The organism is Pseudomonas sp. 9.3L, assembly GCF_058536285.1.
Window position 1 is genome coordinate 2,893,999 of record NZ_JBZUBK010000001.1, and the last position, 25,687, is coordinate 2,919,685.

Consider the following 25,687-nt stretch of genomic DNA (forward strand, 5'->3'; position numbering starts at 1 on the left):
TCCTGGGCAGGGTGTTTTTCGAGAGATTGGCGTTCGGGCGACAGCGTTCCATCCAAAAGGCTGTTTCCTGACGAAAGTACCCCAGCGGCAGGTGCAGAATTCACCCGCATAGTGCAGGCTGACGCTGCGGCTACTTGCCTTAAGCCACGCCGACAGGAATCACGAAATGAACATTGCATGCCTTGGATGGGGCTCCCTTATCTGGAAGCCCGCTGAGCTGGATATGGCCAGCGACTGGTTCACCGACGGGCCTCGCTTGCCTGTTGAATTCTCTCGCGTCGGCGACGTTGGCGAGCTGGCCACCGCGCTGTGCTTGGACAGCATACCCGTGCCAGTGCTCTGGGCGTGGTTGAGCGCAACGGACTTGGAACAGGCCTGCGCGCAGCTAAGGCAACGCGAAGGCATTCCTGAGCACCGCCATGACGGCGTCGGCAGCCTGTGGGTGACCGAGCATGCGGGCGGCCCGATTGTGGAGTGGGCGCGGGCCAGGGCCATCAATGCCTTGATCTGGACCGACCTGCCTCCCCGTTTCGGCGGCACTGAGGGCCGTATCCCCTCCGCCAACGACGCTGTGAATTACTTGCAATCGCTCACCGGCGATGCCCTTGACCACGCCAGGGCCTATATGGAAGCAGTACCTGCGCAGATCGATACGGCGTACCGCAAGGTCATTGGCGAGCAGTTGGGGTGGGCGGCTTCCTGACAGTGCCCGAGCAACATCCCGGCTAAAAAGACGGCTGCGGCTTTCAGGCCCAAGGAGGGTTGGCTATAGTCGCCTCACCCTTTACGCCAACCCAAGGATTGCCCAGTGAAGAAATTGCTCACCGCCTCGCTGCTCTGTGCCGGCGCTGTGTTCGCGGGCGGCGCCAGCGCTGCGCCGACATTGCTCAACGTGTCCTACGACGTGATGCGCGACTTCTATAAGGATTACAACGCGGTGTTCCAAAAGCACTGGCAGGCTGAGCACAACGAGCCTGTCACGGTGCAGATGTCCTATGGCGGGTCCAGCAAGCAAGCGCGGTCGGTGATCGATGGGCTGCCCGCCGATGTGATTACCATGAACATGGCCACCGACATCAATGCCCTGGCCGACAACGGCAAGCTGGTGCCGGACAACTGGGTCACACTGCTGCCCAATCACAGCGCGCCCTTCACCTCGGCCACCGTGTTCATCGTGCGCAAGGGCAACCCCAAGCAGCTCAAGGACTGGCCTGACCTGCTCACGGACGGGGTACAGGTGATCGTGCCAAACCCTAAGACGTCGGGTAACGGCCGCTACACCTACCTCTCCGCCTGGGCCTACGTGCTTAAGCATGGCGGCGACGACGCCAAGGCCAAGGCCTTCGTAGGCAAACTCTTCAAGCAGGCGCCGCTGCTCGATACCGGTGGCCGGGCAGCGACGACCACCTTTATGACCAACCAGATTGGCGACGTGCTGGTCACGTTCGAGAACGAAGCCGAGATGATTGCCCGTGAGTTCGGCCGCGATCAGTTCGAGGTAGTGTACCCAAGCGTGTCCGCCGAAGCCGAGCCGCCGGTGGCCGTGGTCGACAAGGTGGTGGACAAGAAAGGCACCCGCGCCCTGGCCGAGGATTACCTGAAGTACTTGTGGTCTGCCGAAGGCCAAGCCGTGGCTGCAGAGAACTACCTGCGCCCACGCGACCCTGCCGTGCTGGCCAAATACGCAGACCGCTTCCCGGCCGTTGATTTCCTACCGGTCGAACAGACGTTTGGCGACTGGCGTACCGTTCAAAAGACGCATTTTGCGGACGGCGGTGTGTTCGACCAGATATACCAGCAGTAGGCCATTAATGGCTACTTGATATTCTGCCATCTCCCCGCTAAGGTGCGCTCGATTTCACCTGTTCTCACGCTGCACGGGCTGTTTATGCCCGTGCGGTCTCTTGCGTGTTAGCCGGCCCTATCTTCCGCCCTTTCGGTTAGCCCTCGATGAGAACTACCCACGCCCCCGCGATGCCCTATCGGCCAGAGGTCGACGGCTTGCGTGCCCTGGCTGTGTTGCCGGTGGTGCTGTACCACGCGGGCGCGCCGCTGTTTCGTGGCGGGTTCGTGGGCGTTGACGTGTTCTTCGTGATCTCTGGCTACCTGATTACCGCACTCCTGCTGGCAGACTTGGCGCACGGCAGATTTTCGCTGCTGGATTTCTACGAGCGCCGTGCGCGTCGTATCCTGCCGGCGCTCACCCTGATGATGCTGGCCTGCCTGCCGATGGCATGGCTCTGGTTAGACCCACTGGACATGAAAGCCTTCGCCAAGAGTCTGGTGGCGGTGCCGCTGTTTTCTTCCAATGTGCTGTTCTGGAAGGAAAGCGGTTACTTCGATGGCGAAGCCGACCTCAAACCCCTTATCCATACCTGGACACTGGGGGTGGAAGAGCAGTACTACATGCTGATTCCGCTGGGGCTGATGCTGACATGGCGCCTCGGCCGGCGGTTTCAAATAGCCAGCCTGGCGGTAGTGGCGGCGGCTAGCCTGGCCTGGGCAGAGCACGGCGCTCAACAGGCCAGCACAGCGGCCTTTTTTCTGCTGCCAGCGCGTGCCTGGGAGCTGCTGGTGGGCTCGATGCTGGCTTTTTATGCCGCTCGTCACCCACGCCACGCGCACGGCCATGGCCCGCTTCAGCAAGCCATGGCCGGCGTGGGCCTTGGGCTGCTGGCGTGGGCCATGTTGGTTTTTGACCGGGCCACACCCTTCCCTGGCCTGCATGCGCTGGTACCTACGCTGGGTGCAGCCTTGCTGATCCTGTGGGCAGGGCCCGGTACCTGGGTAGGGCGCCTATTAGCCAAGCGCCCGCTGGTGTTCGTCGGGCTTATCAGCTACAGCCTCTACCTGTGGCATCAGCCGCTGCTGGCTTTTGCCCGTCACCGCAGCCTGGTGCCACCGTCGCTGCTCCAACTGCTGGGCGTGGCAGCCCTGTCGCTGATAGTGGCGTGGCTTAGCTGGCGTTACGTAGAGCGCCCGTTCCGTAGCCGCCAGCGCTTCAGCCGCCCGCAGGTGTTTGCCTACGGGGCCGTGGCGTCTGTGCTGTTCATGCTCGTCGGCGGTGTGGGTTACCTGGCCCAGGGTAGGCTTCACCCCCAGATGGCTACACCGGAACTGGCCCAAGTGTTCGAAGACCCCACGCTGCGCGCCGCCTGTGACCCTGATTACAAGGGTGATGGCTGGAACCTTCAGCCGTGCCTGTTCGGTGCGCCGGTACACGCGGGTGCTGTCGACGTTGCGGTATTCGGAGACAGCCACTCCGAAGCGCTATTACCGGCGTTCGATAACGCCGGGCAACGCTTGGGGCTGAGCGTGGTTCACCTTGGGGTAGGCGGCTGCCCGCCGTTGCAGGGTGTAGACGTGGCGCTTGGCAATTATGCGCCGGGCGCCTGTGCAGCCCTGGCCCAGCAGCAACTGGCGTACGTGAAGGCACACGGGATCAAGCACGTGGTGCTGATTGCACGTTGGACCCTCTACACGGATGGCAATTACGGGCAAGCGCGCCTGTTCAGGTACTTCTTGGTCACCCCTGCCTTGGCAGATCACACCCGAGAAAACGCACGGCAGGTGTTCACTCAGGCGCTGAGCAATACAGTAGCGGCCTACCATGCACTGGGCGCCCAGGTGGACATCATCAGCCAAGCGCCTCAACAGCGGACCAGCCCTCAGTACCTGTACTACCGCCTGGCACACGATACTGGCGCTAGCCCTGAACAGAAACTGGCGGCGGTGAAGGCCTACTCTATCGGGCTAGCGGAGCATGGTCGCTTGCAGCAGTACAGCCGCAACCTGTTTGAACAGGCACGTGCCGAGGGCCAGGCGCGGGTGTTCACACTCGATAATCGCTTATGCGACGGATCACGCTGCCTGATCGGTGACAGCGCGTCCTTCTACAAAGACACCGACCACCTGAATGCGCGGGGTGCGGCGCTGTTCACTGAAGATGCAGCGCAGTGGCTTACCACCCCTAGCATGGCCGGGGGCAACTGCCCTCAGGGGTGCTCGCGGCCAAGCCCTGGTGGCACGCCGCTGCTATCGGTGGGCTCCCAGGGGCCGTTAGGGCTGGTGGCCCAACCCCAGCCGTTGCTCCAGCGGTAATAGGTGCGCTGACGGTAGTACACGCCCGGCTGGTCTTCCAGTACGTACACGCCTCGGGCCTGATCCCAATGGCTAGGCCCACTCGGCGGCGGCGCGAAGCTGGCCGACGTGCGTGGGGCAGGCGCTGGGGCCGGTGCGGGTACAGGGGCTGGCGGCGTTGGTGTAGTGGCCGGTGGCTGGGTAGCCGGTACGGTCTGGATCGGCGGCAGGGGCGGCTGCGAGGAAGGCCGCTGGGCCGTACACGCGCCCAAGCCGAGCGCCAGCGTCAACAACATCAGGCGGGAGGTGGCGGTAATGGCAGAGGGCATACTTAAGGGTCCGGGCTATCGAGGGTAAGGGTATACACGCCAGGCTGGCCGGCGACTGCAGTACCAGTGCCGCGCCATTCGCCTTGCGTGGGCTGGCCGGTGCGGCTGATACGTGCCACCAGTTGGACGTGGTCGAAGGCCGAGAGTTTCAGCCCAGGCTGCATGGCATCGGCATCGCTGAGGGTTACGACCGTGGGCAGATCCGACACCTTCAGCCGCTTCACGGCCAAGGGGATGCGCGGCCCCTCCACGGCGCGGGCAAACACAAACACCGCGTCATCGGGTTTTACCTGCTGGGCAACGGCCGGTGCCAGGCCCACGCGCACCTGCACCGAATGGGCCAGGGCCACCGGTGCAGGTGCCTGACCGCCACGGGCGCTCAGCTCGCTGCGCGCCCGGTCAATGCCGGTTTGCAATGCGGCCCAGGTGGGGTCTTTAGGGTTTAAGCCGGCTTGCAGCCGCTGCCAATAGTCAATGGCCGCACCCCAGTGATGGGACTCGAAGGCCGCAATCCCCAACAGGCCCAGGCTGGTGCCTTCGTTCGGGTTGCCCGCCAGGGCTTCGTCCACCAGCGCCTGGATCTGCGGCGACCAGGTGCGGTCGGCGGCGAAGAACTGGGCCTGGGCCCACTGTCCCAGCAGCTCCGGTGGCCTGCCAGTGAGTTGCGCAACCTGCTCGAACAGCGGCACGGCCTCGGCGGCACGGTTTTGGGCCATGTAGGTACGAGCCAGTAGAAACAGCGCATCGGGCGCGTCTGGCTGTGCCTTCACGGTGCGCTCAAGGCGGTCCAGGCTTTGGGCAGGGCTGGTTGCCGGGGTAGCCAGCTCACGGCTCAGGCTCACGCGGCCTAGCGCGCCCAGTTGCAGGTACAAGGCCAATGCGGCCAAGGGCACCAGCAGCAGGGTGAGCCCTAGCACGCGGCGGCCGCCGTTATTCACGGCGGGTAACGCGGCCCGCTCTTCTTCATCGGCCAGCAACGCCTGGGCGGCTTCAGCTTCAGCGCCTGCCAGAGCCTCGGCCGTGAGCCGCCCCCCCTGATGCTCCTGGCGCAGCACCGCCAAGCGCTCTTCATACACGCGGATATTGGCCCCACGCCGGGACGGGTCAACCGTGGGCGCGCCGTTAGCTGAGGTGCGCAACAACGGCAAGGCCAGCAAGGCGCTGGCCATGGCCAGCAGGGCCACAGCCGCGACCCAAAAATCAATCATGCTCATTGCCCTTCAGTAAAGTGGCCAGCCGTGCCTGCTCCTCTGGGCTCAGGGCCTGAGGCGCGGCATTGGCGTCGCGGCGGCGCAGCAGCAACCACACCAGCCCTGCCCCGCCCAGGAGGAGCGCGCCAGGGCCTAGCCATAGCAGAAGCGTGCGCGCCTCAAAGGCGGGCTTGTAGCGGACGAACGACCCATAGCGCGCCACCAGGTAATCCACTATTTCCTGGTCGGTCTTGCCCTCAAGCAGCAGCCGGTGGATCTCCCGGCGCAGGTCTGCGGCAATGGGGGCATTGGAGTCGGCAAGGTCCTGGTTCTGGCACTTGGGGCAGCGCAGCTGCTGGGTGAGGTTGGCGAATCGTGCCCGCTGGCTGTCGTCCGTGAACGCGTAAGTGTCGATGGCCGCTTGGGCCAGGGTAGTGAACAGAAGCGCCAGTACAAAACCCAGCACCTTCATGGCTGCTTCCCGTCGAGCAATGCCTGGTAACGGGGCGCCAGTTCGTCACGCCACACCTGCTCGTTGACGATCCCCACATGCTTGTAGCGAATCACCCCTTGCGCATCGATCAGGAAGGTTTCGGGTGCGCCATACACGCCAAGGTCCAGGCCGAGGGTGCCTTGGGGATCACTCACGTTCACTTGGTAAGGGTTGTGTAGCTGCTGCAACCACTGCTTGGCGGCCTGGTTATCGTCCTTGTAGTTGACCCCGTGGATCAGCACCCCTTGCGCCGCCAGCCTGGCCAGCGTGGGGTGTTCGTCACGGCAGGCTACGCACCAGGTGCCCCAGACGTTCACCAAGGCAGGGGCGCCTAGCAACGCCTCGCGGCTGAGCGGGCGGCCATCGTCCAGTGCTGTTAACTCAAAACGGGGAAACGGCTGGCCGATCAAGGCCGACGGCAGCTCGGCCGGGTCCAGGTACAGCCCTCGGTAAAGCACTACCGCCAGGCCCAGGAACGCCAGCAAGGGAATCGCCAATAGCCAACGCTTCATACCGCTTCCGCCTCTAGGGTGCCTGTGACGCGCTGACGTACCTTGGCGCGATAGCGGCTGTCCGTTGCAGCCAGCCCGCCGCCCAGCGCGGTGAGCAGGCCGCCCAGCCAAATCCAGCGCACAAAGGGCTTGACCTGCAAGCGAACCGCCCAGGCGCCATCGGGTAGAGGTTCGCCCAGAGCCACATACAGATCAGCGAACAGCCCCGCCTGGATGCCCGCTTCGGTCATCACTGACCCCTGCGCGGCATAGAGGCGTTTTTCTGGGTGCAGCACGCTCACTGCGTGGCCGTCGCGCCGCACTTCGATGATGGCCCTGTCCCCTTTGTAGTTTGGCCCGAGCATGGGTTGGGTACCTCGGAACACAAAGGTGTAGCTGCCTACCTCAGCGCTGTCGTTGGGTGCCATGCGCAGGTCTCGGGCAGCATCGAGCTGGGTGGCAAATACCACCCCCACAGCGGCCACGGCCAGGCCCAGGTGGGACAGTTGCATGCCCCAGTAGCTTCGACGCAAGCGCCCCAGGCCGGCCAGGCCTTGGTGGCGCAACTTGTCAGCCAAGTCGCGCAGACCCGCGAGGATGACCCACGCCGCCAAGGCAACCACCGCCAGCAATGGCCAATGGGTGAAGCCGCCCAACCCTCCCACCACAACGCACAGCACCAGCGCACCTAGCAGCACGGGGCTTAGCATGCGCACCAGCCAGGCGCCGGGGGTGGCCTTCCAGCGCATGGCCACGCCCACGCCCAAGGTGGCCAGCACTACGCCCATGATGGGCACGAACAGCGCATTGAAGTACGGCGGCCCCACCGATAAGCGCGCGCCGGTCAAGGCGTCGAGCAGCAAGGGGTACAGGGTACCCAGCAAGATGGTAGCGGCGGCGACCACCAGCAGCAGGTTATTGGCCAGCAGCAGGCACTCTCTGGACGCCCAGCCAAAGCGGGCATGGCTGCGCACCACGGGTGCCCGCACCGCGAACAGGGCCAGCGAGCCACCGATCACCAGCAGCAGGAACATCAGGATGAACACCCCACGGGTGGGGTCTGACGCAAAAGCATGCACGGAGGTGAGTACACCGGAGCGCACCAGGAAAGTACCCAGCAGGCTCAACGAAAACGCCGCGATCGCCAGCAGTACCGTCCAGCTTTTGAACACCCCGCGCTGCTCGGTCACCGCCAGCGAATGGATCAGCGCCGTGCCTACCAGCCATGGCATGAAGGAGGCGTTTTCCACTGGGTCCCAGAACCACCAGCCGCCCCAGCCCAATTCGTAGTACGCCCACCAAGAGCCCAGGCTGATGCCCAGGCCGAGAAAGCTCCAGGCGACCAGCGTCCAGGGTCGCGACCAGCGGGCCCAGGCGGCATCCAGCTGGCCGCCCAGCAGGGCCGCGATGGCAAAGGCAAAGGCCACTGAGAAGCCCACGTACCCCATATACAGCATGGGCGGGTGAACGATCAGGCCGAAGTCCTGCAACAAGGGGTTAAGGTCCCGACCTTCCAGCGGCACCTGAGGCAGGATACGGGTGAAGGGGTTGGAGGTGGCCAGCAGGAACAATAGAAAGCCGCTGCTGATCAGCCCCATCACGCCCAGCACCCGCGCCAGCATCGCCTTGGGCAACTGGCCTGAGCACAGGGACACGGCAAAGGTCCAGCCGCCGAGGATCAGTGCCCAGAGCAGCAACGACCCTTCATGCGCCCCCCACACCGCGCTGAACTTGTAGTACCAAGGCAGCGCGGTATTGGAGTTTTCGGCCACATAAGCCACGGAAAAATCGTCATGCAAGAACGCATGCGCCAGGCAGGCAAAGGCAAACAGCAAGAAGGCGAACTGGCCCCAGGCTGCGGGCCGCGCTACGGCCATCCAGGTGGGCACGTTGCGCCACGCGCCCAGCAGCGGTAGCGCCGCCTGTACAAGGGCCAGGCAGAACGCCAAGGCAAGGGCCAGTTGGCCCAGTTCAGGCATCATGGGTTGGCTCCAAGGCGGCCGCTGTCTTTCAGGGCCTTGTTGACTTCAGGCGGCATGTACTTTTCATCGTGCTTGGCCAACACCTCGTCGGCCTGCACCACCCCGCTGCCGTCCACCACGCCCAGCGCCACGATGCCCTGCCCTTCGCGGAACAGGTCCGGCAGGATGCCGCGGTAATGGATGGGCACCGACCGATTGAAATCCGTGACCACGAAGCGCACGTCCAAGCTGTCGGCGCTGCGGCTCAGGGAACCCTTCTCGACCATCCCCCCGGCGCGGATCCGCTCACCCTGAGGCGCCTCGCCACTGGCAATCTGGGTAGGCGTGTAGAACAGGTTGATGTTCTGCTGCAAAGCGCTCAAAGCCAGAGCGGCAGCGATGCCCACACCCACCATCAGCGCCAGCACAATGACCAGGCGCCGTTTGCGAACCGGGTTCATGACAGCCCCCCACGACGTTCGCGGCGGGCTTGATCGGCGCGCAGGCGGCGCTTGCCCAGCAGCGGAATGGCCAGGTTCCACGTCACAACCACGAGGCAGCAGCCATACGCGGCCCATACATAAAGGCCATGCTGGCCCATGGCGATAAAGTCGGCGAAGGTGGCAAAGCTCATGACGCACCCTCCGGGGGTAAGGCGGGTTGAAGGGCGGCCTGTGCCCAGTGGCTACGGGCCTCCCGGTGCAGCAACTCCAGGCGCATGCGTGCACACAGCACCCAGGCAAAGAACAGGTAGAAGCCTGGTACCGTGAAGGCCAATGGCAGCCACATCTCGGCTGGCATGGCCGGCTTGGCGGTGAGGGTAAAGGTGGCCCCTTGGTGAAGGGTGCTCCACCACACCACCGAGTACTTGATGATGGGCAGGTTCACCACCCCCACGATGGCCAGCACTGCGCAGGCCTTGGCGGCGCTGTCGCGGTTGCTGATTGCCTGGCCTAGCGCGATCACCCCGGCGTACAGGAACAACAAAATCAACATGGAGGTGAGCCGCGCATCCCAGACCCACCACGCGCCCCAGGTAGGCTTGCCCCAGATGGCGCCCGTGACCAACGCCAGCGCTGTCATGGAGGCGCCGACCGGTGCCGCGCAGCGCAGGGCCACGTCGGCCAGCTTGATCTTCCACACCAGCGAGACCACGCCGGCCACCGCCAGCATCAGGTAAATGCTCTGGGCCAGCATGGCCGCCGGTACGTGGATGTACAAAATACGCACGCTGTTGCCTTGCTGGTAATCCGGGGGCGCGAAGGCCAGGCCCCACACCACGCCGATGAGCATCAAAACCGCCGACAGGCCGCCCAGCCAGGGCATACAACGCCCGGCCAGCGCGTAAAAGCGCGGGGGTGAAGCCAACCGGTGCAGCCAGGCCCAGCTCATAGGCAGTGCATTCCTATCTGAAGGTTCACTCGTTAATACCGATCCGCAGGCCGGCGACAATGGCCCACGGGGACAGGGTGACGATAAGGGCGCTCAGGCTACCCAGCCATAACAGGTAGCCGGCTACCGGCAACCCGGCGAGGCTTGCCCGCAGCGCGGCGGCCCCCAGGATCAGCACGGGAATATATAAGGGCAGCACCAGCAAGGCCAGTAGCACACCACCGCGGCGCAACCCAACGGTCAGCGCGGCACCGATGGCGCCCAGCAAGGTCAGCGCAGGCGTGCCCAGCACCAAGGCTGCTATCAACACCGGCACACTGCTGGCCGGCAAGCCCAACATCAGGCCCAACACCGGGGCCAGCACGCTTAAAGCCAGGCCGGAAAACAACCAGTGCGCAAGCACCTTGGCCAACACCGGCAAAGCCATGCCGTGGCGGCTCAGCGCCCATTGTTCCAGGGAGCCGTCTTCGTAATCCTCCCGAAACAGCCCGTCCATGGACAGCAACTGCGCAAGCACTGCCGCAACCCACACCACCCCAGGCGCCATTTGCCGCAACAACGCAGGCTCCACGCCGGTGGCCAGGGGGAACAAGGTAGCGACCACCGCGAAAAACACCAAGGGGTTGGCCAACGCCGCTGGTCGGCGGGCCAGCAGCAACCCTTCTCGGCGCACCAGCGCCAGGAATACACCCAGGCCGTTTGTGCTCATTGCGCGGGCTCCAGGTACAGCTCGCGGTAGCCGGCGGGGCGGTGGCTAAGCTCATGGTGAGAGGTGAGCACCACCATCCCACCGCTGTCGCAGTGCCCCGCAAGGTGCGCTTCAAGCTGTGCGATAGACGCAGCGTCCAGGGCGGTAAAGGGCTCGTCCAACAGCCACAGGGTGGGCGGGTGTAGGTATAAGCGGGCTAACGCCACCCGGCGCAGCTGCCCGGCGGACAGCGTATTACAAGGCTGCTGCTCAAAGCCGCGCAGGCCTACCGTCTTCAGGGCCAGGTCAATGGCCTCGGGCTGCGCGGGCTCGCTCAAGGCACACAGCCAGGCAAGGTTTTCTTGAGGGGTAAGCGCCAGTTTGAGCGCTGGCGCATGGCCCAGCCACAACAGGTGCGTGGCAAGGTCGCGGCCAGCCTTGGGCAGGGGCTGGCCCTTGAAGCGCACCTCACCGGCCGTGGGCGCCATCAAGCCGCAGAGAAGCCTGAGCAAAGAGGTTTTACCCGCGCCGTTGGGCCCGCTGACTTTAAGCATGTCGCCTGGGTACAGCTGCAGGCTCAGCCCTTGAAACAGCAGCCGCCAGTCCCGCTCACACGCCAACGCCAGGGTTTCCAGAACAGCCGTCACAGTCAACCTTGTAGAGAGGGGGCCGCAGGCAGGTTCAAGTACCCGCCTGCCACGCCGATAAAAATAAATAACGAACGCCCTGCCGGTGCAACGTGGGCAGCGGGCGATTATACACAGTGACGCAGGTGCCTGGCCCTGGCGTGCTATCGGTTCATAGCCTGAACGTGGGCGGTCATAAACGATGACGAATGAAATCAGTGGTGTCGCGGCACTGGCTAACCTGGCCGGCGCGGGCCGTGGCCCTGCCACGAATGGCGAAGTGCTAAAGCTGTTGCAGTCGGTCGATGGCCTGCTGGAGCCTGGCCAGACTGCCAAGGCCGAAGTGCTGGCGATCAAGCAGTTGCCGGTAGATTTTCAGCTGCTGCTCAAGCTCACCCTTGAAGGCGGTCGGCAAACCACGGTGCAGGTGGGTGCTACCCAACCCCTGGCGATTGGCACGCCCTTGGTGGTCACGCGCCTGTTCGCCGAGCAACTGGGCGTGAGCCTGGCAGGGGCGCCACGCACGGGCCTGACCGAGCTGGACACCAGCAAGCTGCCCGTGGGCACGCTGCTGCAGGGCAAGGTGGTCACGTCGTTGCCCGTGGCTGCGGGCGATGGCCCGCCTGTGTACCGAGCCATGGTAACCCTGCTTAACAGCGCCCTGGCAGGCCAAACCCTGACGATTGACAGCCCACAACCGTTGCGCGTCGGCAGCCTGCTCAGTGCTCAGGTGCAGGGCGCTCAAGCCTTGGCTGTGGTGCAACTGGGCGGGCGCCTGGATGAGCTGGCGGTGGCGCAGCAACTGACCACTCAAAGTAGCCGTCAGGCCTCCTTGCAAAGCCTGCTGGCGTTGATTCAGGCCGGCCAAGGGCAAACCACCCTCCCCCCAGCGGTAAGTGCAAGCGCCCACGTGCTGCTGGCCACCGTGCCGGACATGCCGTCGCTCACCACCGCTGAGGCAGTGGCCAAAGCCTTTGCCAACTCGGGTGTGTTTTTGGAATCCGGCCTGCTCACCGGCACGCTGGAGACACCGGACCTTGACCTCAAGGGCGCCCTGCTGCGCCTGGTGGCGCAGGTGTTGCCTCATCTGCCGCCCAGCCCTCAACCCCTCAACCCGGCCACCTTGGCAACACTTGCGCTCTCGGCGCCGGGTTTCGTGCGTACGGCCTTGGGCATTCTTGGCCAGGTCGGCCCCCGCGCCCAAGGGGCGCCGGGGTTTCCGCTCACTGACCGGTCGCTGCCCAAAAACGACAAAGACGACGACCTCCATACCCTGCTGCGCCTGGCCTCGGCGGCGCTGTCTCGGGTGCAGACCCATCAATTGGCCAGCCTTGAGCAAAGCACCCCCGGCAACCACGGCAGCGTGCAGCACAGTTGGCAGATGGAGATCCCCCTGCGGGCCTTCAACGACATCGTGCCTATGCAAGTACGCGTGCAGGCCCAAGACGACCCAAGAGCAGACGAACAGGCCGAAGAACACGACCCCGAGGGCAACCGCCTGCCGCCGCGCAAGCTCTGGCGCCTGGACCTGGCGTTCGACCTCCCCCGGCTAGGCCCGCTGCATATACAGGCGCAGCTGTTCAACCGCAACCTGTCGAGCCAGGTGTGGGCCGAAACCCCGACCACCGCCCAGGTGGTGGAGCGGGAGCTGCCCTGGTTCAGAGAACGCCTGGTCGCGGCTGGCCTGGAGGTGGGCGAGCTGGCCTGCCACAACGGCCGCCCACCCCAGGGCAACCGCACACGCCTCGAACAACGCTGGGTGGATGAAACCGCATGAGCAACCGTTACCCCCGCCAGGCTATCGCCCTGAGCTACGACGGCGTACAGGCCCCTACCCTCTCGGGCAAGGGCGACGACGACTTGGCCGACGCCATCATCGCCATCGCCAAGGCCCACGACGTGCCCATCTACGAAAACGCCGAGCTGGTGAAAATGCTGGGGCAATTGGAGCTGGGCGACAGTATTCCTCGGGAGCTGTATCTGACGATTGCCGAGATCATTGCCTTTGCGTGGTACTTACAGGGGAAGGTGCCGGCGGGGGTGGATATCGGGCCTGGGCCGAGGGTAGAGCGGGATGTGACGCCACCTACGGTGTCATCGGTCCGGTAGACGCGAACGCGGCTGGCTTGGAGGAGCAAACGCAGCCAACGGCGACGTTCGCCAAGTCAGTGGATCGGCGCGATGTAACAGCTTCACTATCGCCCATACAGGGTTTGGTCAAGGTATGTCACCTAGTACTTTGTCAGCTTACCTGATGGAGGAACTGTGCCTTTAATGAAGACATACCTTTCAAAGGATCAAGCTCGTGCGCACTCTCACTTCGGCCACATTATTGGGCCATGATCAAATGAGCTCTCCAGTTCTGAGAGCCACTGAAAAAACAATTACCCGACACAAATACACATCTTTTGGGCACACCCAAATGAATGGAATCGGGTTTATAGGTCAGCTCAAAGAAACTGATTTAGAAAGCTATTTGTTGGGAAACGGATATCGCCTATATAGCTGTGCAATTATGCGTTTCGCAAGCCCAGATATGATAAGTCCATTTGGGTGGGGCGGCTTGAGCACCTATGCTTATTGCAGTGGTGACCCTGTCAACAATGTTGACCAGGACGGGCACATGGCACTGCGCTTACTCAGACTTTTAGGCGATACTGCCGAGGAAGCCGTTGGAGTCCTATCACGTGGAAAATTTATAAAAAGCGGCCAAGCTATCAGAGATACAGCCCGCATCAAAAAATTGAACCGAGGACTGATGACGGGAAATAAAGCTGAAGCCATTTCCTCACTCAGCCAACCAAAGTTTATGGCTAGGTATAATGCTGAACGGGCCGGCTTGGAGCAGTTAAGCTTCCACAGTCGCGTGGAGATAAATAGATGGCGTCAAGATTTGCCCATAAGAGGCCAACGCGACTACTTTAAAGCCCTAGTACCAATCTATGAACAGCGTCCTTCAGAAGTAATACGCAGCCAGAGTCAGAAAAATTCTATAAAAAGAGATTTACTACGTAGGGATACACTGCGAGGCAAATATTCGCGCAATAATTCCGGTCATTAAAACACCTGGGTCATAGGCTAATAGGTCCTAATCGCGATCACATCTATTTATCATGGGTCAACGCTGCTTCGGCCTGTGTCAATCCACAGGCCTGGGTCAGTTCGTCAATGGTTGCGCCCATTTGCACTAACTTGACGACCTAGTCGAACGAAAGGGTTTCGCGCTGCGCTGCTAACCCATGTAGGAGTGAACGCAGCCGCAGGCAGAGTTCGTGAAACGGTATTACATAGGGTAAGCGCCGGACCTTTAGCAGGCTTCAATAGTGTCTACCTAGCACTTTGTCAGCTTGTCCAACCGAAGCATTGGGCAGGTAATGGTTACTAACGCGCTTAAAGGAATTACCCCATGCAAAATCCTCCGCCTGCCTCTCCAAACCCCACATTATTGGTCGCCGACAGTCTAGGCTCTCCTGTATTGCGGCTAACGTTGGATTCAGCCAAGCGGATGAACTATACCGCTTTCGGTTAGTCGCAGACTCATAGGGTTGGATTTACTGGACAGATTAAGGAACCTGTTACGGGATGCTATCTATTGGGTAATGGATATAGAGGGTATTCCACCTTCTTACTCCGATTTATCTCGGCCGACAGTTATAGCCCTTTTGGAAACGGTGGAATCAATGCCTACGCCTATTGCGGGGCAAACCCTGTAAACAGGGTTGATCCAAGTGGCCAGTATTTTCTCCGCTTGTTCCGCATGGTAAACAGAGCACTCTCAGGGCGAACTGCGAGTGTGGTCATTAGGAGAAGACCTCCTATATCCGCTGAAGCACTCCAACAAACCCGGCGAGCGCTTCGTCACGTCGGTAGTGAACCGCTCAACGCTTTTCAAAGAAATCAACAGCCTCCCACTTATTTTCAGAGTCAAATAGAGTATGCACAGCGCACACTATGGAACCACTACCCTGAGACTATCATGACGCAGCACGCTTACGCTGACTAAAGGCCCTCAGGCCTGACCCTGGAAAAAAACCAGTGCAACTCAACATGGGCCCTCACCCCCCATGCATCCTTGTCATCAACGCCGCCTCGGCCTGTGTTAATCCACAGGCCTGGGTCAGTTCGTCGATGGTTGCGCCCATCTGCACCAACTTGGCGGCTTGGTCGAACGAGAGAGTGTCGGGGTCGCGCTGTTCCAATTGCAGGAGTTTATCCGGCAACGGCGCCACCACCGCGCGCAGTTCGTGAATGGCGTCACCCATGCGCACGGTGCCGTTCTGGTAGCCGTCCAGGCGCTTGGCCAGCTCACGAATACGTTGATCGGGCAATGTATTGCCTGCCGTCTATTCGGTGGCTAGTCGCTGCTGGTTGCGGCTGCAGGATACAAACATCACAACCGACTCCTTCATAGAATGGCAAGGGGGAAGACTCGCTCTTCGCGGACGCCTGTCCTACAAAAAGGCCCGAGGCACGCGCTACCTCACACATTGCCAGGTTACGCAAAGGTGATTTTCGGCATTCAATGGAGGGGCACCTTCACCAGGATACGATTATGCCTACCCCTATAAACGTCAGCGCCACCTCTGCCATAAAAGGCACGGATCAACAAGGCTCGGTTGTAAAGGGTTCACCAGCATCAACTGAGGAAGTCATCACTTACACCCCGTTCGGTTATGCGCCTGAACACAGCCACGGCATTACAGGTTTTGTAGGTGAATTTGACGAATCGGCAACTGGGTTCTACCTCTTGGGGAATGGGTACCGGGCTTACTCTCCTACGCTTATGCGATTTATTGCCGCTGATAACCTAAGCCCTTTTGGCATAGTCGAAATAAATGCATACGCTTATTGCGCAAGTGATCCAGTCAATCATATTGACCCGGACGGACATGCCTTTTTCGGGATCAATATCTTAAATACATTCTTTCGGGGAAATGTGGACGATGCAGCTGCAGGGCTTGCCTCTCATTTCGTCCGTCGTCCTGTGGCTAATGTTTCTCGCGCCATGACTCCTACTACCCGCCAGATCTCAACTTCCGTTATTAATGGCCGTACAGTAGATCATGTCTTGCCTGCCAGGGCTAGCACTGCTACCAAGCGGGTGACTTTTAATCTACCTTCTGAGCGTCCTAACTTTTCCAGGGCAATTTCGGATCAGCCAACTAACTCGCGCCTTAGGACTGAAGCGGTGACCTTCAGAGGGCGTGGTACGCATCCTTTGTTCTCAGGAGAAATAGATATATATCACGCACCGAATTGGCTTCGCTCGACTGCGGGCCTGCCTCCCAAACTCCGGTATATCAAAAACCCAAATAGAGGGCCTCTCAAGCTGAAACCAACGTCTCGTCTAGAACGACGCAAGCAATTTGAATACAAGCGGTACCTTCACTTGGAAAACCATCACCTTTACCTAAATTAAGGCAAAAATTTGGCCACTTAACACTGATCTAGATTCGATTAGCTGGCCAAGAAGGCTTCCATAGGTGAATCGCTACGAAAATCGGAAGATCGGGCACTCTAATAATTAAATATCTGACATTAAAGGTACAGATCACTTATATACCGTCCCTATTGTTACCCATGCATCTTTTCAATCAACGCTGCCTCGGCCTGTGTTAACCCACAGGCCTGAGTCAGCTCGTCAATGGTGGCGCCCATCTGCACCAACTTGGTGGCCTGGTCGTACGAGAGGGTGTCGAGTTCTGCTGCTAACCCATGTAGGAGTGAACGCAGCCGCAGGCGGAGTTCACGAAGCGGACGATATTACATAGAGTTAAGCGCCGAAACTTTATCAGGCTTCAATAGTGTCTACCTAGCACTTTGTCAGCTTATCCAAGAGATGCATTGGGCAGATGATGGTTACTAACTCTTAAAGGAATTGCCCCATGCAAAATTCTCCGCCTGCCTCTCCAACCCCCACATTATTGGTCGCCGACAGTCTAGGCTCTCCTGTCTTGCGGCTAACGTTAGATTCAGGCAAGCGGATGAATTATACCGCTTTCGGTTACTCGCAAACTCATAGAATTGGATTTACTGGGCAGATGAAAGAACCTGTTACGGGATGCTATCTATTGGGTAATGGATATAGAGGGTATTCCACCTTCTTACTTCGATTTATGTCTGCTGACAGCTACAGCCCTTTTGGAGACGGCGGAATCAATGCCTACGCCTATTGCGGAGCCGACCCTGTTAACGAAATTGATCCAAGTGGCCATAGTTTGGGTAGCGCGATCCGCAGAGCGCTAAGACGGATCTTAGGGCGAACCACACGGCAATCGACCTCCTCGTCGGCGGTGCTTCTTGATGTTAGTCCGATTGCAAGATCACCCGTTACGCCTGCTGGGGCAAGTCCCTTATCGATAACGGGAAATAACCTGGCCTCACGTTCTTCAACTTCACTGTCGCACGCCTCTTCTCTCACGAGTGGATCGATGTCTCTACCTCCTACACCCCCTACACCGGTCTTTCCAAGGCGGGCAAGGTTTGGTACCGATGATATCAATGAGTTCGTGGATCTTAGGATGAGACCAGGACGTGACCGCTATGCAGTCAGGGGGAGAGTGAGTAGTTCTAGCTCCCTAGAGTCTATAGCCGCGCATACTGGGGCTCGATCAAATGCCCAGCCTCCACATCACAGTCCGCCTCCTAGTTACGATGACGCCGTGCCGCCTCCCAGCTACGCGGAAGCCACAGATCCTTCCTATAAGCGCGTCACGGCGTTCAGGCAAGGCGCTGACTAAAGGCCCTCAGGCCTGATCCCAGAAAAAAGCCATTGCAACTCAACAGGGGCCCTCACCCCCCATGCATCCGCGTCATCAACGCTGCCTCGGCCTGTGTTAACCCACAGGCCTGGGTCAGTTCGTCGATGGTTGCGCCCATCTGCACCAACTTGGCGGCCTGGTCGAACGAGAGGGTGTCTGGGTCGCGCTGTTCCAACTGCAGGAGTTTATCCGGCAACGGCGCCACCACCGCGCGCAGTTCGTGAATGGCGTCACCCATGCGCACGGTGCCGTTCTGGTAGTCGTCCAGGCGCTTGGCCAGTTCACGGATACGTTGATCGCGCACTGCATCGCCTGCCGCCTGTTCGGCGGCCAGGCGTTGCTGGTTGCGGCTGTAGGACAAAAACATCGCCACCGACCCTATCCAGAGAACGGCGAGGACGATGACGGCGGCTTCTAGGATCAACTCAGATGTTCTCCAGGTCCGACCACTCTTCTTCGCTCATCATCTTGTCGAGTTCGACCAGAATCAGCAGCTCGCCGTTCTTGTTGCACACGCCTTGGATAAACTTGGCGGACTCTTCGTTGCCCACGTTCGGCGCCGTCTCAACTTCAGACTGGCGCAAGTACACCACTTCCGCCACGCTGTCGACCAGGATGCCCACCACCTGTTTGTCTGCCTCGATGATGACGATACGGGTGTTGTCGGTCACATCGCTGGACGCCAGGCCAAACCGCTGGCGGGTGTCGATGACTGTCACCACGTTGCCGCGTAGGTTGATGATCCCCAGTACATAGGTAGGCGCACCGGGAACCGGGGCGATTTCGGTGTAACGCAGCACTTCTTGAACCTGCATCACATTGATGCCATAGGTTTCGTTATCCAGGCGGAAGGTGACCCATTGCAGGATCGGATCTTCAGTACCCTTGCCAGACGCTTTACTCATACCCTACCCCTCGCTCCCGCTGTTGCGGTCTGTTAAGCATGCCCCGGCCACATGGCCAAGGGAATTATCGTTTACGCCGGCTTGCGGCAGCGGCTTGAGCTTTTGCATCGGCCTGCGCCTTGGCGTTGGCCCGGGCTTCAGCTTCCTGACGTTTGATCGCGCCGCTGGAAATCATCTCAGCCAATTGCGCCACATCCAGTAGCGCACACATGTGCTCGATCACCGTACCGGCCAGCCAGGGCCGCTGGCCGCGCTGGCCCCGCCATTTGACTTCGCTCGGGTCCAGGCGCAGGGAACGGCTTACGGAATGCACCGCCAGGCCCCACTCGTAGCCTTGCACGGAAATCACATACTGCAAGCCCTGCTGGAAGTCGTCCCGGTAGCGGTCCGGCATCACCCAGCGGGCGGTATCCAATACTTTAAGGTTGCCGTTGTGGCTGGGCAGCAGGCCCAGGAACCACTCTGGCTGCCCGAACAACGGTGTCAGCTCTTGCCCGGCCAGCGGGTAGATAGAACCCAGGCACACCAACGGCACTGCCAAGGTAAGCCCGGCAACGTCAAACAACAGGCACTCGAAGGGCTCGTCTGCCCACGCGGGCGGGCCCAGTGCAACGGGGGCGGCGGGGCCGCCGGCCTGCCCAACTGTGGCGACGGGCGCGTCCACTGTCGGTGGCGGCTCGGGTGTAGGTGTGGCAGGAGCAGGTGCAACAGCGTCAGCCGGCGCGCGGGCGGTAGGCACCTGCCCATCACGGGCCTGCTCCTCGCGCACGGCGGCTTCGAAGTCGTCCTCAGGCGCCGGGGCGCTCGCCTGCACAGGCACGGTTGCCACAGGTACGGGCTCCGGCTCCAGCGGCGCGGCTTCGGTGGCTTCCTGAAGCAAGCCGTCCAGGTAGGCCTGCAAGGCCTGCTTGGGAAGTTGGGCGGTATCCACGGGCTTGCGCATGTCAGGCCACCTGGCTCTGAAGTTGCTGCTCAAGCAGGTGCTTGAGCAGGGCACGATAAGCGATCACGCCCCGGCTTTTAGGGTCGAAGTGCGACGGCGCCACCCCTGCCCGGCTGGCATCGCGCAAACGGGTGTCCACGGGGATGTAGCCTTCCCACACGCTGTCCTGCCAACGGTCGCGCAGCAACCTGAGTGTGCCGAGCGAGGCTTGAGTACGGCGGTCGAACAAGGTTGGGACGATGCTGTAGGGCAGTGGCTGTTTGCGTGAGCGGTTAATCATGGTCAGGGTACTGATCATGCGCTCCAGGCCGTTTACGGCCAGGTGTTCGGTTTGCACGGGCACAATCAACTGCTGGCTGGCTGCCAGGGCATTGACCATCAGCACGCCCAACAGCGGCGGGCTGTCGATCAGGGCATAGTCGAAGTCTTGCCACAGTTGCGCCAATGCCTTGGCAATCACCAACCCTAAGCCGCTTTGGCTAGGGGACTGGCGCTCCAAGGTCGCCAGCGCGGTGCTGGAGGGCAGCAACGAAATGCGTTCGTCCGTGGTGGGCAGCAACAATTGGCCCGGCAGGCCTTCAGGTACTGCGCCACGGTTGAGGAACAGGTCATAGCAGCTGTGTTCTTGCCCGTCCGGGTCATTGCCGAAATAGCTGGTCAGCGAGCCATGGGGGTCGAGGTCTACCACCACCACGCGCTTGCCGGCGTCCGCCAACAGGCCGGCCAGCGCAACGGTCGTGGTGGTCTTGCCGACGCCACCTTTTTGATTGGCAATTGCCCAGACTCTCATGTATTCGGGTTCCAATACCGGTTTAGAACGGTCTACAACGTGGGCGACGGGGTTTTGACGGTTTGCCCCACCACCGGCTGCATTCCCTCGGACTTTGCATGTAGTGTGCCAGCCCGCTTAAGCGCAGCGTCCGGGGCAGTATTGGCTGTGCCGGTACCGGTAAGGCTACGGCGCACCTCCAAGTTACGAGAGATCACTAGCACGACCCGGCGGTTACGCGCACGTCCCTCTGCGCTGTCGTTGCTGGCTACAGGCTGGTACTCGCCATAGCCCACCGCTGCCATACGGCTGGGGTCGATGCCGTCCATGGCCAGCATGCGCACAATGCTAGACGCCCGCGCCGAGGCCAGCTCCCAGTTGGTAGGGTACTGGGCGGTGCGTATGGGCTGGTTGTCAGTGAACCCCTCAACGTGTACCGGGTTGGCGAAGGGCTGCAAAATGCCGGCGACCTTTTCGACGATGGCAAAGGCGCGGTCGCTGGGAATGGCATCGCCACTGCCAAACAGCAGCCCCGACTTGAGCTCGATTTCGATCCACAGTTCATTGCCACGCACGGTCAACTGGTCGGCGGCAATCAAGTCACCAAACGCGCTGCGCACCTGGTCGGTGATGGACTGAAAGGGGTCCGCCGGGGTGATTGCGGCGTCGGGCTCATCGCTGTCTGTGTCCAATGGCGTGGCAGGCTGAGTGGTACGAGGGCGCTCATCCCCGATGGGGATGGGTTTGAGCGAGCGCTGCTGGTCGTTGAATACCCCCACCAGGGCGTCGGACAGCACCTTGTACTTGCCCTCGTTGACCGAAGAGATGGAATACATCACTACGAAAAAGGCAAACAGCAGGGTAATGAAGTCGGCGTAGGACACCAGCCAGCGTTCATGATTCTCGTGCTCTTCGGTAGCCCGGCGACGACGCATCAGTTACTCCATGAAGCCTTGCAGCTTCAGTTCGATGGACCGGGGGTTTTCACCTTCCGCGATCGAGAGCAGCCCTTCCAGGAGCATTTCCCGGTACCGCGCCTGGCGCTGCGCCAGTGCCTTGAGCTTATTGGCGATGGGCAGCAACACCAGATTGGCTGACGCCACACCGTAGATAGTGGCTACGAAAGCAACGGCTATGCCACTTCCCAGTTGTGAAGGGTCCGCCAGGTTGCCCATGACATGGATCAACCCCATCACGGCACCAATGATGCCGATGGTGGGCGCATAACCCCCCATGCACTCGTACACTTTGGCGGCCTGGATGTCTCGGCTTTCCTGGCCGAAGAAATCCACCTCCAGGATGCTACGGATGGCTTCGGGCTCGGCACCGTCCACCAGCAACTGCAAGCCCTTGCGGGCGTAGCTGTCAGGCTCGCCGTCGGCGACGCTTTCCAGGCCCAGCAGGCCTTCTTTGCGCGCAACCAGACTCCAGTTCACTACCCTGTCGATACCCCCGGCCAAATCGACCCGTGGCGGGAACAGAATCCACGGCAGGATCTGCAAGGCCCGCTTGAACGCGTTCATCGGGGTTTGCAGCAGCGCCGCTGCCAAGGTGCCGCCCAGCACGATCAGGCCCGCAGGCCCGTTGAGCAACGAAGGCAAGTGACCGCCTTCGAGGAAGTTGCCGCCTACAATCGCGACGAACGCCAGAATGATGCCAATGAGGCTAAGTACGTCCATTACTGACACGCCTCCGCCAGGTGACGGCCCATATCGTCCAAGCTATAAACCGCGTCGGTCAGGCCAGCCTTGGCTACCGCCATGGGCATGCCATAGATCACGCTGCTGGCTTCATCCTGCGCCCATACCTGGCTACCGACTTGCTTGAGCAAGCGCGCGCCCTCGCGGCCATCGGCCCCCATGCCGGTCAGGATCACGGCCAGCACTTTGTCGCCAAAGCTTTTTGCCGCCGAGCCAAAGGTGATGTCCACGCACGGCTTGTAGTTCAAACGCTCGTCACCCGGCAGGATCTTCACCGTACCCCGGGCATCGACCATCATTTGTTTGCCACCCGGCGCCAGCAAGGCCAGCCCTGGACGCAACTGGTCGCCGTCCTCGGCTTCCTTGACCGAAATACGGCAGAGTTTATCCAGGCGCTCTGCAAAGGCCTTGGTGAAGGCTGCAGGCATGTGCTGGATCAGCACGATAGGCGACGGGAAATTGGCGGGCAGTTGAGTGAGTACCTTCTGCAAGGCCACCGGGCCACCGGTCGAGGTGCCGATTGCCAATAATTTATACGCCTTGCGCTTGGGCGGCCCGCTGGTGGCCGGTGCAGGCGCACGAGGGGCCTGCGCAGGCGCAGCGGCGGCGGGCCGCGGGGCGGTTCGGGTAGGCAGGGCGTCGCGTGGCGCGGGGGCCGACGCAGGGGCAGCGTGTGAGGTCAGGCGCCGGTTACTGCGCGCGATGGAGTTCACCTTCTCGCACAGCAATTGGCGAACTTTGTCCGGGTTGCGCGAGATGTCTTCGAAATTCTTCGGCAGGAAATCCACCGCGCCTGCATCCAGCGCGTCCAAAGTAACCCGGGCGCCTTCATGGGTAAGCGATGAGAACATCAACACCGGTGTAGGGCAGCGTTGCATGATGTGCCGGACGGCCGTGATGCCGTCCATCATCGGCATCTCATAGTCCATGGTGATGACGTCAGGCTTGAGCGCCACCGCTTGGTCGATGGCCTCTCGACCATTGCTGGCGGTGCCTACGACCTTGATATTGCTGTCCTGCGAGAGGATTTCGGTAAGACGGCGGCGGAAAAAGCCAGAATCGTCCACCACCAGGACTGTGACTGCCATAGTAACTCCGTTACAGGCCGCCAGCCTTTGCGGGCTGGCGGCGGGTGGTATCAGATACGCCGGGCGGCGTAACGCTTGAGCATGCTAGGCACATCGAGAATCAGCGCAATGCGGCCGTCACCCGTAATGGTAGCGCCTGACATACCAGGCGTGCCCTGAAGCATCTTGCCCAGCGGTTTGATGACCACCTCTTCCTGCCCTACCAGTTGGTCCACCACGAACCCTATGCGCTGGGTGCCTACCGACAGAATCACTACGTGGCCCTCGCGCTGCTCGCTGTCTTGGGCACCTGGCACCAGCCAGCGCTTGAGGTAGAACAGCGGCAAGGCTTTGTCGCGCACGATGACCACTTCCTGACCATCCACCACGTTGGTGCGAGACAGGTCGAGGTGGAAAATCTCGTTCACGCTGACCAGGGGGAAGGCAAAGGCCTGGTTGCCCAGCATCACCATCAAGGTAGGCATGATCGCCAGGGTCAGCGGGACCTTGATGACAATCTTCGAGCCCTGACCCTTGGCCGAGTAGATGTTGATCGAGCCGTTGAGCTGGGAGATCTTGGTTTTCACCACATCCATGCCCACGCCGCGCCCGGACACGTCCGAGATTTCGGTCTTGGTCGAGAACCCAGGGGCAAAGATCAGGTTGTAACAGTCGGTCTCAGACAGCCGATCAGCGGCGTCTTTGTCCATCACGCCCTTCTCTACCGCTTTGGCGCGCAACACGGCAGGGTCCATGCCCTTGCCGTCGTCGGAGATGGACAACAGAATGTGGTCGCCTTCCTGCTCGGCAGACAGCACGACCTTGCCAGAGCGCGGCTTGTCGGCCGCTTCACGCTCGTCCGGCATTTCTACGCCGTGGTCCACAGCGTTGCGCACCAAGTGGACCAAGGGGTCGGCCAAGGCTTCGACCAGGTTCTTGTCCAGGTCGGTTTCTTCGCCCACCAGCTCCAGGGTGATTTCTTTCTTGAGCTGGCGTGCCAGGTCGCGTACCAGACGGGGGAAGCGGCCAAAGACTTTCTTGATAGGCTGCATCCGGGTCTTCATCACCGACGTTTGCAGGTCAGCGGTGACGACGTCCAGGTTGGAGACGGCCTTGGACATGGCTTCATCGCTGCTGTTCAGGCCCAGGCGCACCAAGCGGTTACGCACCAGTACCAGCTCGCCCACCATGTTCATGATTTCATCCAGCCGAGCGGTGTCGACCCGTACGGTGGTTTCAGCCTCGTTGACGACGGGTTTTTCCCCCGAAGGTGCACGGGCGGCAGCCGGCGCGGCAGCAGCAGCCGGTGCGGGCACAGGAACGGCCGGCGCGGCGGCGCCCGGCGCGGCGACGCCCGGCGCGACAGCTTTGGGCGCTGGGGCTACCTGCGCAGGAGCAGCAGGCGCCTGGGCTGCGGTGGCATCCGCCGCGAACTTGCCCTTGCCATGAAGCTGGTCAAGCAGGTCTTCAAATTCAGTGTCGGTAATCAGGTCGCCACCGCCCGCTGCGGGCACTGCCACAGGTGGCGCGGGCGCCGGTGCAGGTGTACCGGCCAGGTTGTCAGCGGCGAAGCTGCCTTTGCCGTGCAACTGGTCCAGCAGCGATTCGAATTCAGCGTCGGTGATTTCATCGCTGCCAACTGCTGGAGCAGGGGCCGCAGGCGCTGCTGCCACGGTATCCGCGGCAAACTGCCCTTTGCCATGGAGTTGGTCGAGCAGGGATTCGAATTCGGAGTCGGTAATGTCGTCGCTGGCGGCGTGGGTGTGTTCGTCGTCCAGGCTGCTCATAAGGGCATCGAAACCGGTGCCGGGCATCGGCGCAGCCACCACGGCGGGTGCAGGGGCTGCGACCGCCGGCTGCGCGCCTGCCGGCTCGGCCAGTCGGGCCAACGCCGCGAGTAATTGGGGGGTGGCAGGGGTCAGCGGGGCACGCTCGCGAACCTCACCAAACATGCTATTGACCGTGTCCAGCGCTTCGAGCACTACGTCCATCAGCTCGGAGTCTACTCGGCGTTCGCCCTTACGCAGGATGTCGAACACGTTTTCGGCGATGTGACAGCACTCCACCAGCTCATTGAGCTGGAGAAAGCCGGCGCCGCCTTTGACAGTATGAAAACCACGAAAAATCGCATTGAGCAGGTTTGCGTCGTCGGGTCGGCTTTCCAGCTCGACTAACTGTTCAGATAGCTGCTCGAGGATCTCGCCGGCCTCAACCAGGAAGTCCTGGAGGATCTCTTCATCGGCGCCGAAGCTCATTTGGTTGCTCCCTGGAATGCTGAAAATGGCGTGCGGC

Annotated in this window: 28 protein-coding genes and 2 pseudogenes; 9 read left to right on the plus strand and 21 right to left on the minus strand. The window is 61.3% G+C overall.

Annotation, left to right across the window (positions count from 1 at the left end; translation table 11 throughout):
* Window positions 1-166: 166 nt before the first annotated feature.
* The 3 genes from AC4LE2_RS13190 (at window position 167) to AC4LE2_RS13200 (ending at window position 4,101) form a co-directional block, all read left to right on the plus strand.
* Window positions 167-703 (plus strand): hypothetical protein, encoded by a 537-nt coding sequence (locus tag AC4LE2_RS13190; protein WP_491826196.1) that lies wholly within the window; start codon window positions 167-169, stop codon window positions 701-703.
* Window positions 704-808: 105 nt separating this feature from the next.
* On the plus strand, window positions 809-1,804 hold the full coding sequence (locus tag AC4LE2_RS13195; protein WP_491826197.1) for a sulfate ABC transporter substrate-binding protein: 996 nt from the start codon (window positions 809-811) through the stop codon (window positions 1,802-1,804).
* A 146-nt stretch (window positions 1,805-1,950) separates the two neighbouring features.
* Entirely contained in the window at window positions 1,951-4,101 is a 2,151-nt protein-coding gene (locus tag AC4LE2_RS13200; protein WP_491826198.1) for an acyltransferase family protein, read from the plus strand.
* On the opposite strand, the gene AC4LE2_RS13205 is transcribed toward AC4LE2_RS13200, so the two are convergent.
* Genes AC4LE2_RS13205 through ccmA form a run of 10 tightly spaced genes read right to left on the minus strand, consistent with a single transcriptional unit; the run spans window position 3,996 to window position 11,271 of the window.
* Window positions 3,996-4,397: a hypothetical protein gene (locus AC4LE2_RS13205; protein WP_491828129.1), complete on the minus strand. Its 402-nt coding sequence runs from the start codon at window positions 4,395-4,397 to the stop codon at window positions 3,996-3,998. The genes AC4LE2_RS13200 and AC4LE2_RS13205 overlap by 106 nt on opposite strands.
* A 14-nt stretch (window positions 4,398-4,411) precedes the next feature.
* Complete coding sequence (gene ccmI, locus AC4LE2_RS13210; protein WP_491826199.1) at window positions 4,412-5,617, minus strand: c-type cytochrome biogenesis protein CcmI; 1,206 nt, start codon at window positions 5,615-5,617, stop codon at window positions 4,412-4,414.
* Window positions 5,610-6,071, minus strand: a complete 462-nt coding sequence (locus AC4LE2_RS13215) for a cytochrome c-type biogenesis protein (RefSeq protein ID WP_491826200.1) — start codon at window positions 6,069-6,071, stop codon at window positions 5,610-5,612. Before AC4LE2_RS13215 ends, ccmI begins: the two co-directional genes overlap by 8 nt.
* Window positions 6,068-6,604: a DsbE family thiol:disulfide interchange protein gene (locus AC4LE2_RS13220; RefSeq protein ID WP_491826201.1), complete on the minus strand. Its 537-nt coding sequence runs from the start codon at window positions 6,602-6,604 to the stop codon at window positions 6,068-6,070. Before AC4LE2_RS13220 ends, AC4LE2_RS13215 begins: the two co-directional genes overlap by 4 nt.
* A complete protein-coding gene (locus tag AC4LE2_RS13225; protein ID WP_491826202.1) occupies window positions 6,601-8,565 on the minus strand; it encodes a heme lyase CcmF/NrfE family subunit in 1,965 nt (654 codons plus the stop codon). Before AC4LE2_RS13225 ends, AC4LE2_RS13220 begins: the two co-directional genes overlap by 4 nt.
* The gene (gene ccmE, locus AC4LE2_RS13230) at window positions 8,562-9,005 is read right to left on the minus strand and encodes a cytochrome c maturation protein CcmE (RefSeq protein WP_491826203.1); all 444 of its coding nucleotides are present in this window, start codon (window positions 9,003-9,005) and stop codon (window positions 8,562-8,564) included. The genes AC4LE2_RS13225 and ccmE overlap by 4 nt, the downstream gene beginning before the upstream one ends.
* Window positions 9,002-9,178, minus strand: coding sequence for a heme exporter protein CcmD (ccmD, locus tag AC4LE2_RS13235; protein WP_491826204.1), 177 nt, complete (start codon window positions 9,176-9,178; stop codon window positions 9,002-9,004). Before ccmD ends, ccmE begins: the two co-directional genes overlap by 4 nt.
* The gene (locus tag AC4LE2_RS13240; protein ID WP_491826205.1) at window positions 9,175-9,936 is read right to left on the minus strand and encodes a heme ABC transporter permease; all 762 of its coding nucleotides are present in this window, start codon (window positions 9,934-9,936) and stop codon (window positions 9,175-9,177) included. Before AC4LE2_RS13240 ends, ccmD begins: the two co-directional genes overlap by 4 nt.
* Before the next feature lie 25 nt (window positions 9,937-9,961).
* A complete protein-coding gene (gene ccmB / locus AC4LE2_RS13245; RefSeq protein WP_491826206.1) occupies window positions 9,962-10,645 on the minus strand; it encodes a heme exporter protein CcmB in 684 nt (227 codons plus the stop codon).
* A complete protein-coding gene (ccmA, locus tag AC4LE2_RS13250; protein WP_491826207.1) occupies window positions 10,642-11,271 on the minus strand; it encodes a cytochrome c biogenesis heme-transporting ATPase CcmA in 630 nt (209 codons plus the stop codon). The genes ccmB and ccmA overlap by 4 nt, the downstream gene beginning before the upstream one ends.
* Before the next feature lie 181 nt (window positions 11,272-11,452).
* Here ccmA and fliK point away from each other — a divergent pair, with 181 nt between their 5' ends.
* From fliK to AC4LE2_RS13265, 3 genes are all read left to right on the plus strand, one after another.
* Window positions 11,453-13,027 (plus strand): flagellar hook-length control protein FliK, encoded by a 1,575-nt coding sequence (gene fliK, locus AC4LE2_RS13255; protein WP_491826208.1) that lies wholly within the window; start codon window positions 11,453-11,455, stop codon window positions 13,025-13,027.
* On the plus strand, window positions 13,024-13,359 hold the full coding sequence (locus AC4LE2_RS13260) for an EscU/YscU/HrcU family type III secretion system export apparatus switch protein (protein ID WP_491826209.1): 336 nt from the start codon (window positions 13,024-13,026) through the stop codon (window positions 13,357-13,359). Before fliK ends, AC4LE2_RS13260 begins: the two co-directional genes overlap by 4 nt.
* Window positions 13,360-13,555: 196 nt before the next feature.
* Window positions 13,556-14,311, plus strand: a complete 756-nt coding sequence (locus tag AC4LE2_RS13265) for an RHS repeat-associated core domain-containing protein (RefSeq protein ID WP_491826210.1) — start codon at window positions 13,556-13,558, stop codon at window positions 14,309-14,311.
* A 43-nt stretch (window positions 14,312-14,354) separates the two neighbouring features.
* Here AC4LE2_RS13265 and AC4LE2_RS13270 read toward each other — a convergent pair.
* Window positions 14,355-14,444: pseudogene (locus AC4LE2_RS13270) on the minus strand (DUF2802 domain-containing protein); the annotation flags it as partial.
* 398 nt (window positions 14,445-14,842) lie between these two features.
* Here AC4LE2_RS13270 and AC4LE2_RS13275 point away from each other — a divergent pair.
* Window positions 14,843-15,253 carry an RHS repeat-associated core domain-containing protein gene (locus AC4LE2_RS13275; RefSeq protein ID WP_491826211.1) on the plus strand — a complete coding sequence of 137 codons (411 nt, stop codon included), beginning with the start codon at window positions 14,843-14,845 and terminating at the stop codon, window positions 15,251-15,253.
* 52 nt (window positions 15,254-15,305) lie between these two features.
* On the opposite strand, the pseudogene AC4LE2_RS13280 reads toward AC4LE2_RS13275, so the two are convergent.
* Window positions 15,306-15,641 (minus strand): annotated as a pseudogene (locus tag AC4LE2_RS13280) (DUF2802 domain-containing protein).
* 161 nt (window positions 15,642-15,802) lie between these two features.
* Here AC4LE2_RS13280 and AC4LE2_RS13285 point away from each other — a divergent pair.
* Complete coding sequence (locus AC4LE2_RS13285; RefSeq protein ID WP_491826212.1) at window positions 15,803-16,669, plus strand: RHS repeat-associated core domain-containing protein; 867 nt, start codon at window positions 15,803-15,805, stop codon at window positions 16,667-16,669.
* Window positions 16,670-16,824: 155 nt separating this feature from the next.
* On the opposite strand, the gene AC4LE2_RS13290 is transcribed toward AC4LE2_RS13285, so the two are convergent.
* On the minus strand, window positions 16,825-16,989 hold the full coding sequence (locus AC4LE2_RS13290; protein WP_491828130.1) for a DUF2802 domain-containing protein: 165 nt from the start codon (window positions 16,987-16,989) through the stop codon (window positions 16,825-16,827).
* A 245-nt stretch (window positions 16,990-17,234) separates the two neighbouring features.
* Here AC4LE2_RS13290 and AC4LE2_RS13295 point away from each other — a divergent pair, with 245 nt between their 5' ends.
* On the plus strand, window positions 17,235-17,990 hold the full coding sequence (locus tag AC4LE2_RS13295; RefSeq protein WP_491828131.1) for an RHS repeat-associated core domain-containing protein: 756 nt from the start codon (window positions 17,235-17,237) through the stop codon (window positions 17,988-17,990).
* Window positions 17,991-18,042: 52 nt separating this feature from the next.
* Here the strand turns inward: AC4LE2_RS13295 and AC4LE2_RS13300 are convergent, their stop codons facing one another.
* From AC4LE2_RS13300 to AC4LE2_RS13335, 8 genes are all read right to left on the minus strand, one after another.
* Window positions 18,043-18,435, minus strand: a complete 393-nt coding sequence (locus AC4LE2_RS13300; protein ID WP_491826213.1) for a DUF2802 domain-containing protein — start codon at window positions 18,433-18,435, stop codon at window positions 18,043-18,045.
* Between the two features lies 1 nt (window position 18,436).
* Window positions 18,437-18,916, minus strand: a complete 480-nt coding sequence (locus AC4LE2_RS13305) for a chemotaxis protein CheW (protein ID WP_491826214.1) — start codon at window positions 18,914-18,916, stop codon at window positions 18,437-18,439.
* Window positions 18,917-18,980: 64 nt separating this feature from the next.
* Window positions 18,981-19,859, minus strand: coding sequence for a CheW domain-containing protein (locus AC4LE2_RS13310; RefSeq protein ID WP_491826215.1), 879 nt, complete (start codon window positions 19,857-19,859; stop codon window positions 18,981-18,983).
* Window position 19,860: 1 nt separating this feature from the next.
* Window positions 19,861-20,649: a ParA family protein gene (locus AC4LE2_RS13315; protein WP_491826216.1), complete on the minus strand. Its 789-nt coding sequence runs from the start codon at window positions 20,647-20,649 to the stop codon at window positions 19,861-19,863.
* A 32-nt stretch (window positions 20,650-20,681) separates the two neighbouring features.
* Window positions 20,682-21,563, minus strand: a complete 882-nt coding sequence (gene motD / locus AC4LE2_RS13320; protein WP_491826217.1) for a flagellar motor protein MotD — start codon at window positions 21,561-21,563, stop codon at window positions 20,682-20,684.
* A 3-nt stretch (window positions 21,564-21,566) separates the two neighbouring features.
* Window positions 21,567-22,307: a flagellar motor protein gene (locus tag AC4LE2_RS13325; protein WP_491826218.1), complete on the minus strand. Its 741-nt coding sequence runs from the start codon at window positions 22,305-22,307 to the stop codon at window positions 21,567-21,569.
* A complete protein-coding gene (locus AC4LE2_RS13330; protein WP_491826219.1) occupies window positions 22,307-23,416 on the minus strand; it encodes a protein-glutamate methylesterase/protein-glutamine glutaminase in 1,110 nt (369 codons plus the stop codon). Before AC4LE2_RS13330 ends, AC4LE2_RS13325 begins: the two co-directional genes overlap by 1 nt.
* A 50-nt stretch (window positions 23,417-23,466) precedes the next feature.
* Window positions 23,467-25,650, minus strand: a complete 2,184-nt coding sequence (locus tag AC4LE2_RS13335; protein WP_491826220.1) for a chemotaxis protein CheA — start codon at window positions 25,648-25,650, stop codon at window positions 23,467-23,469.
* Window positions 25,651-25,687 lie beyond the last annotated feature (37 nt).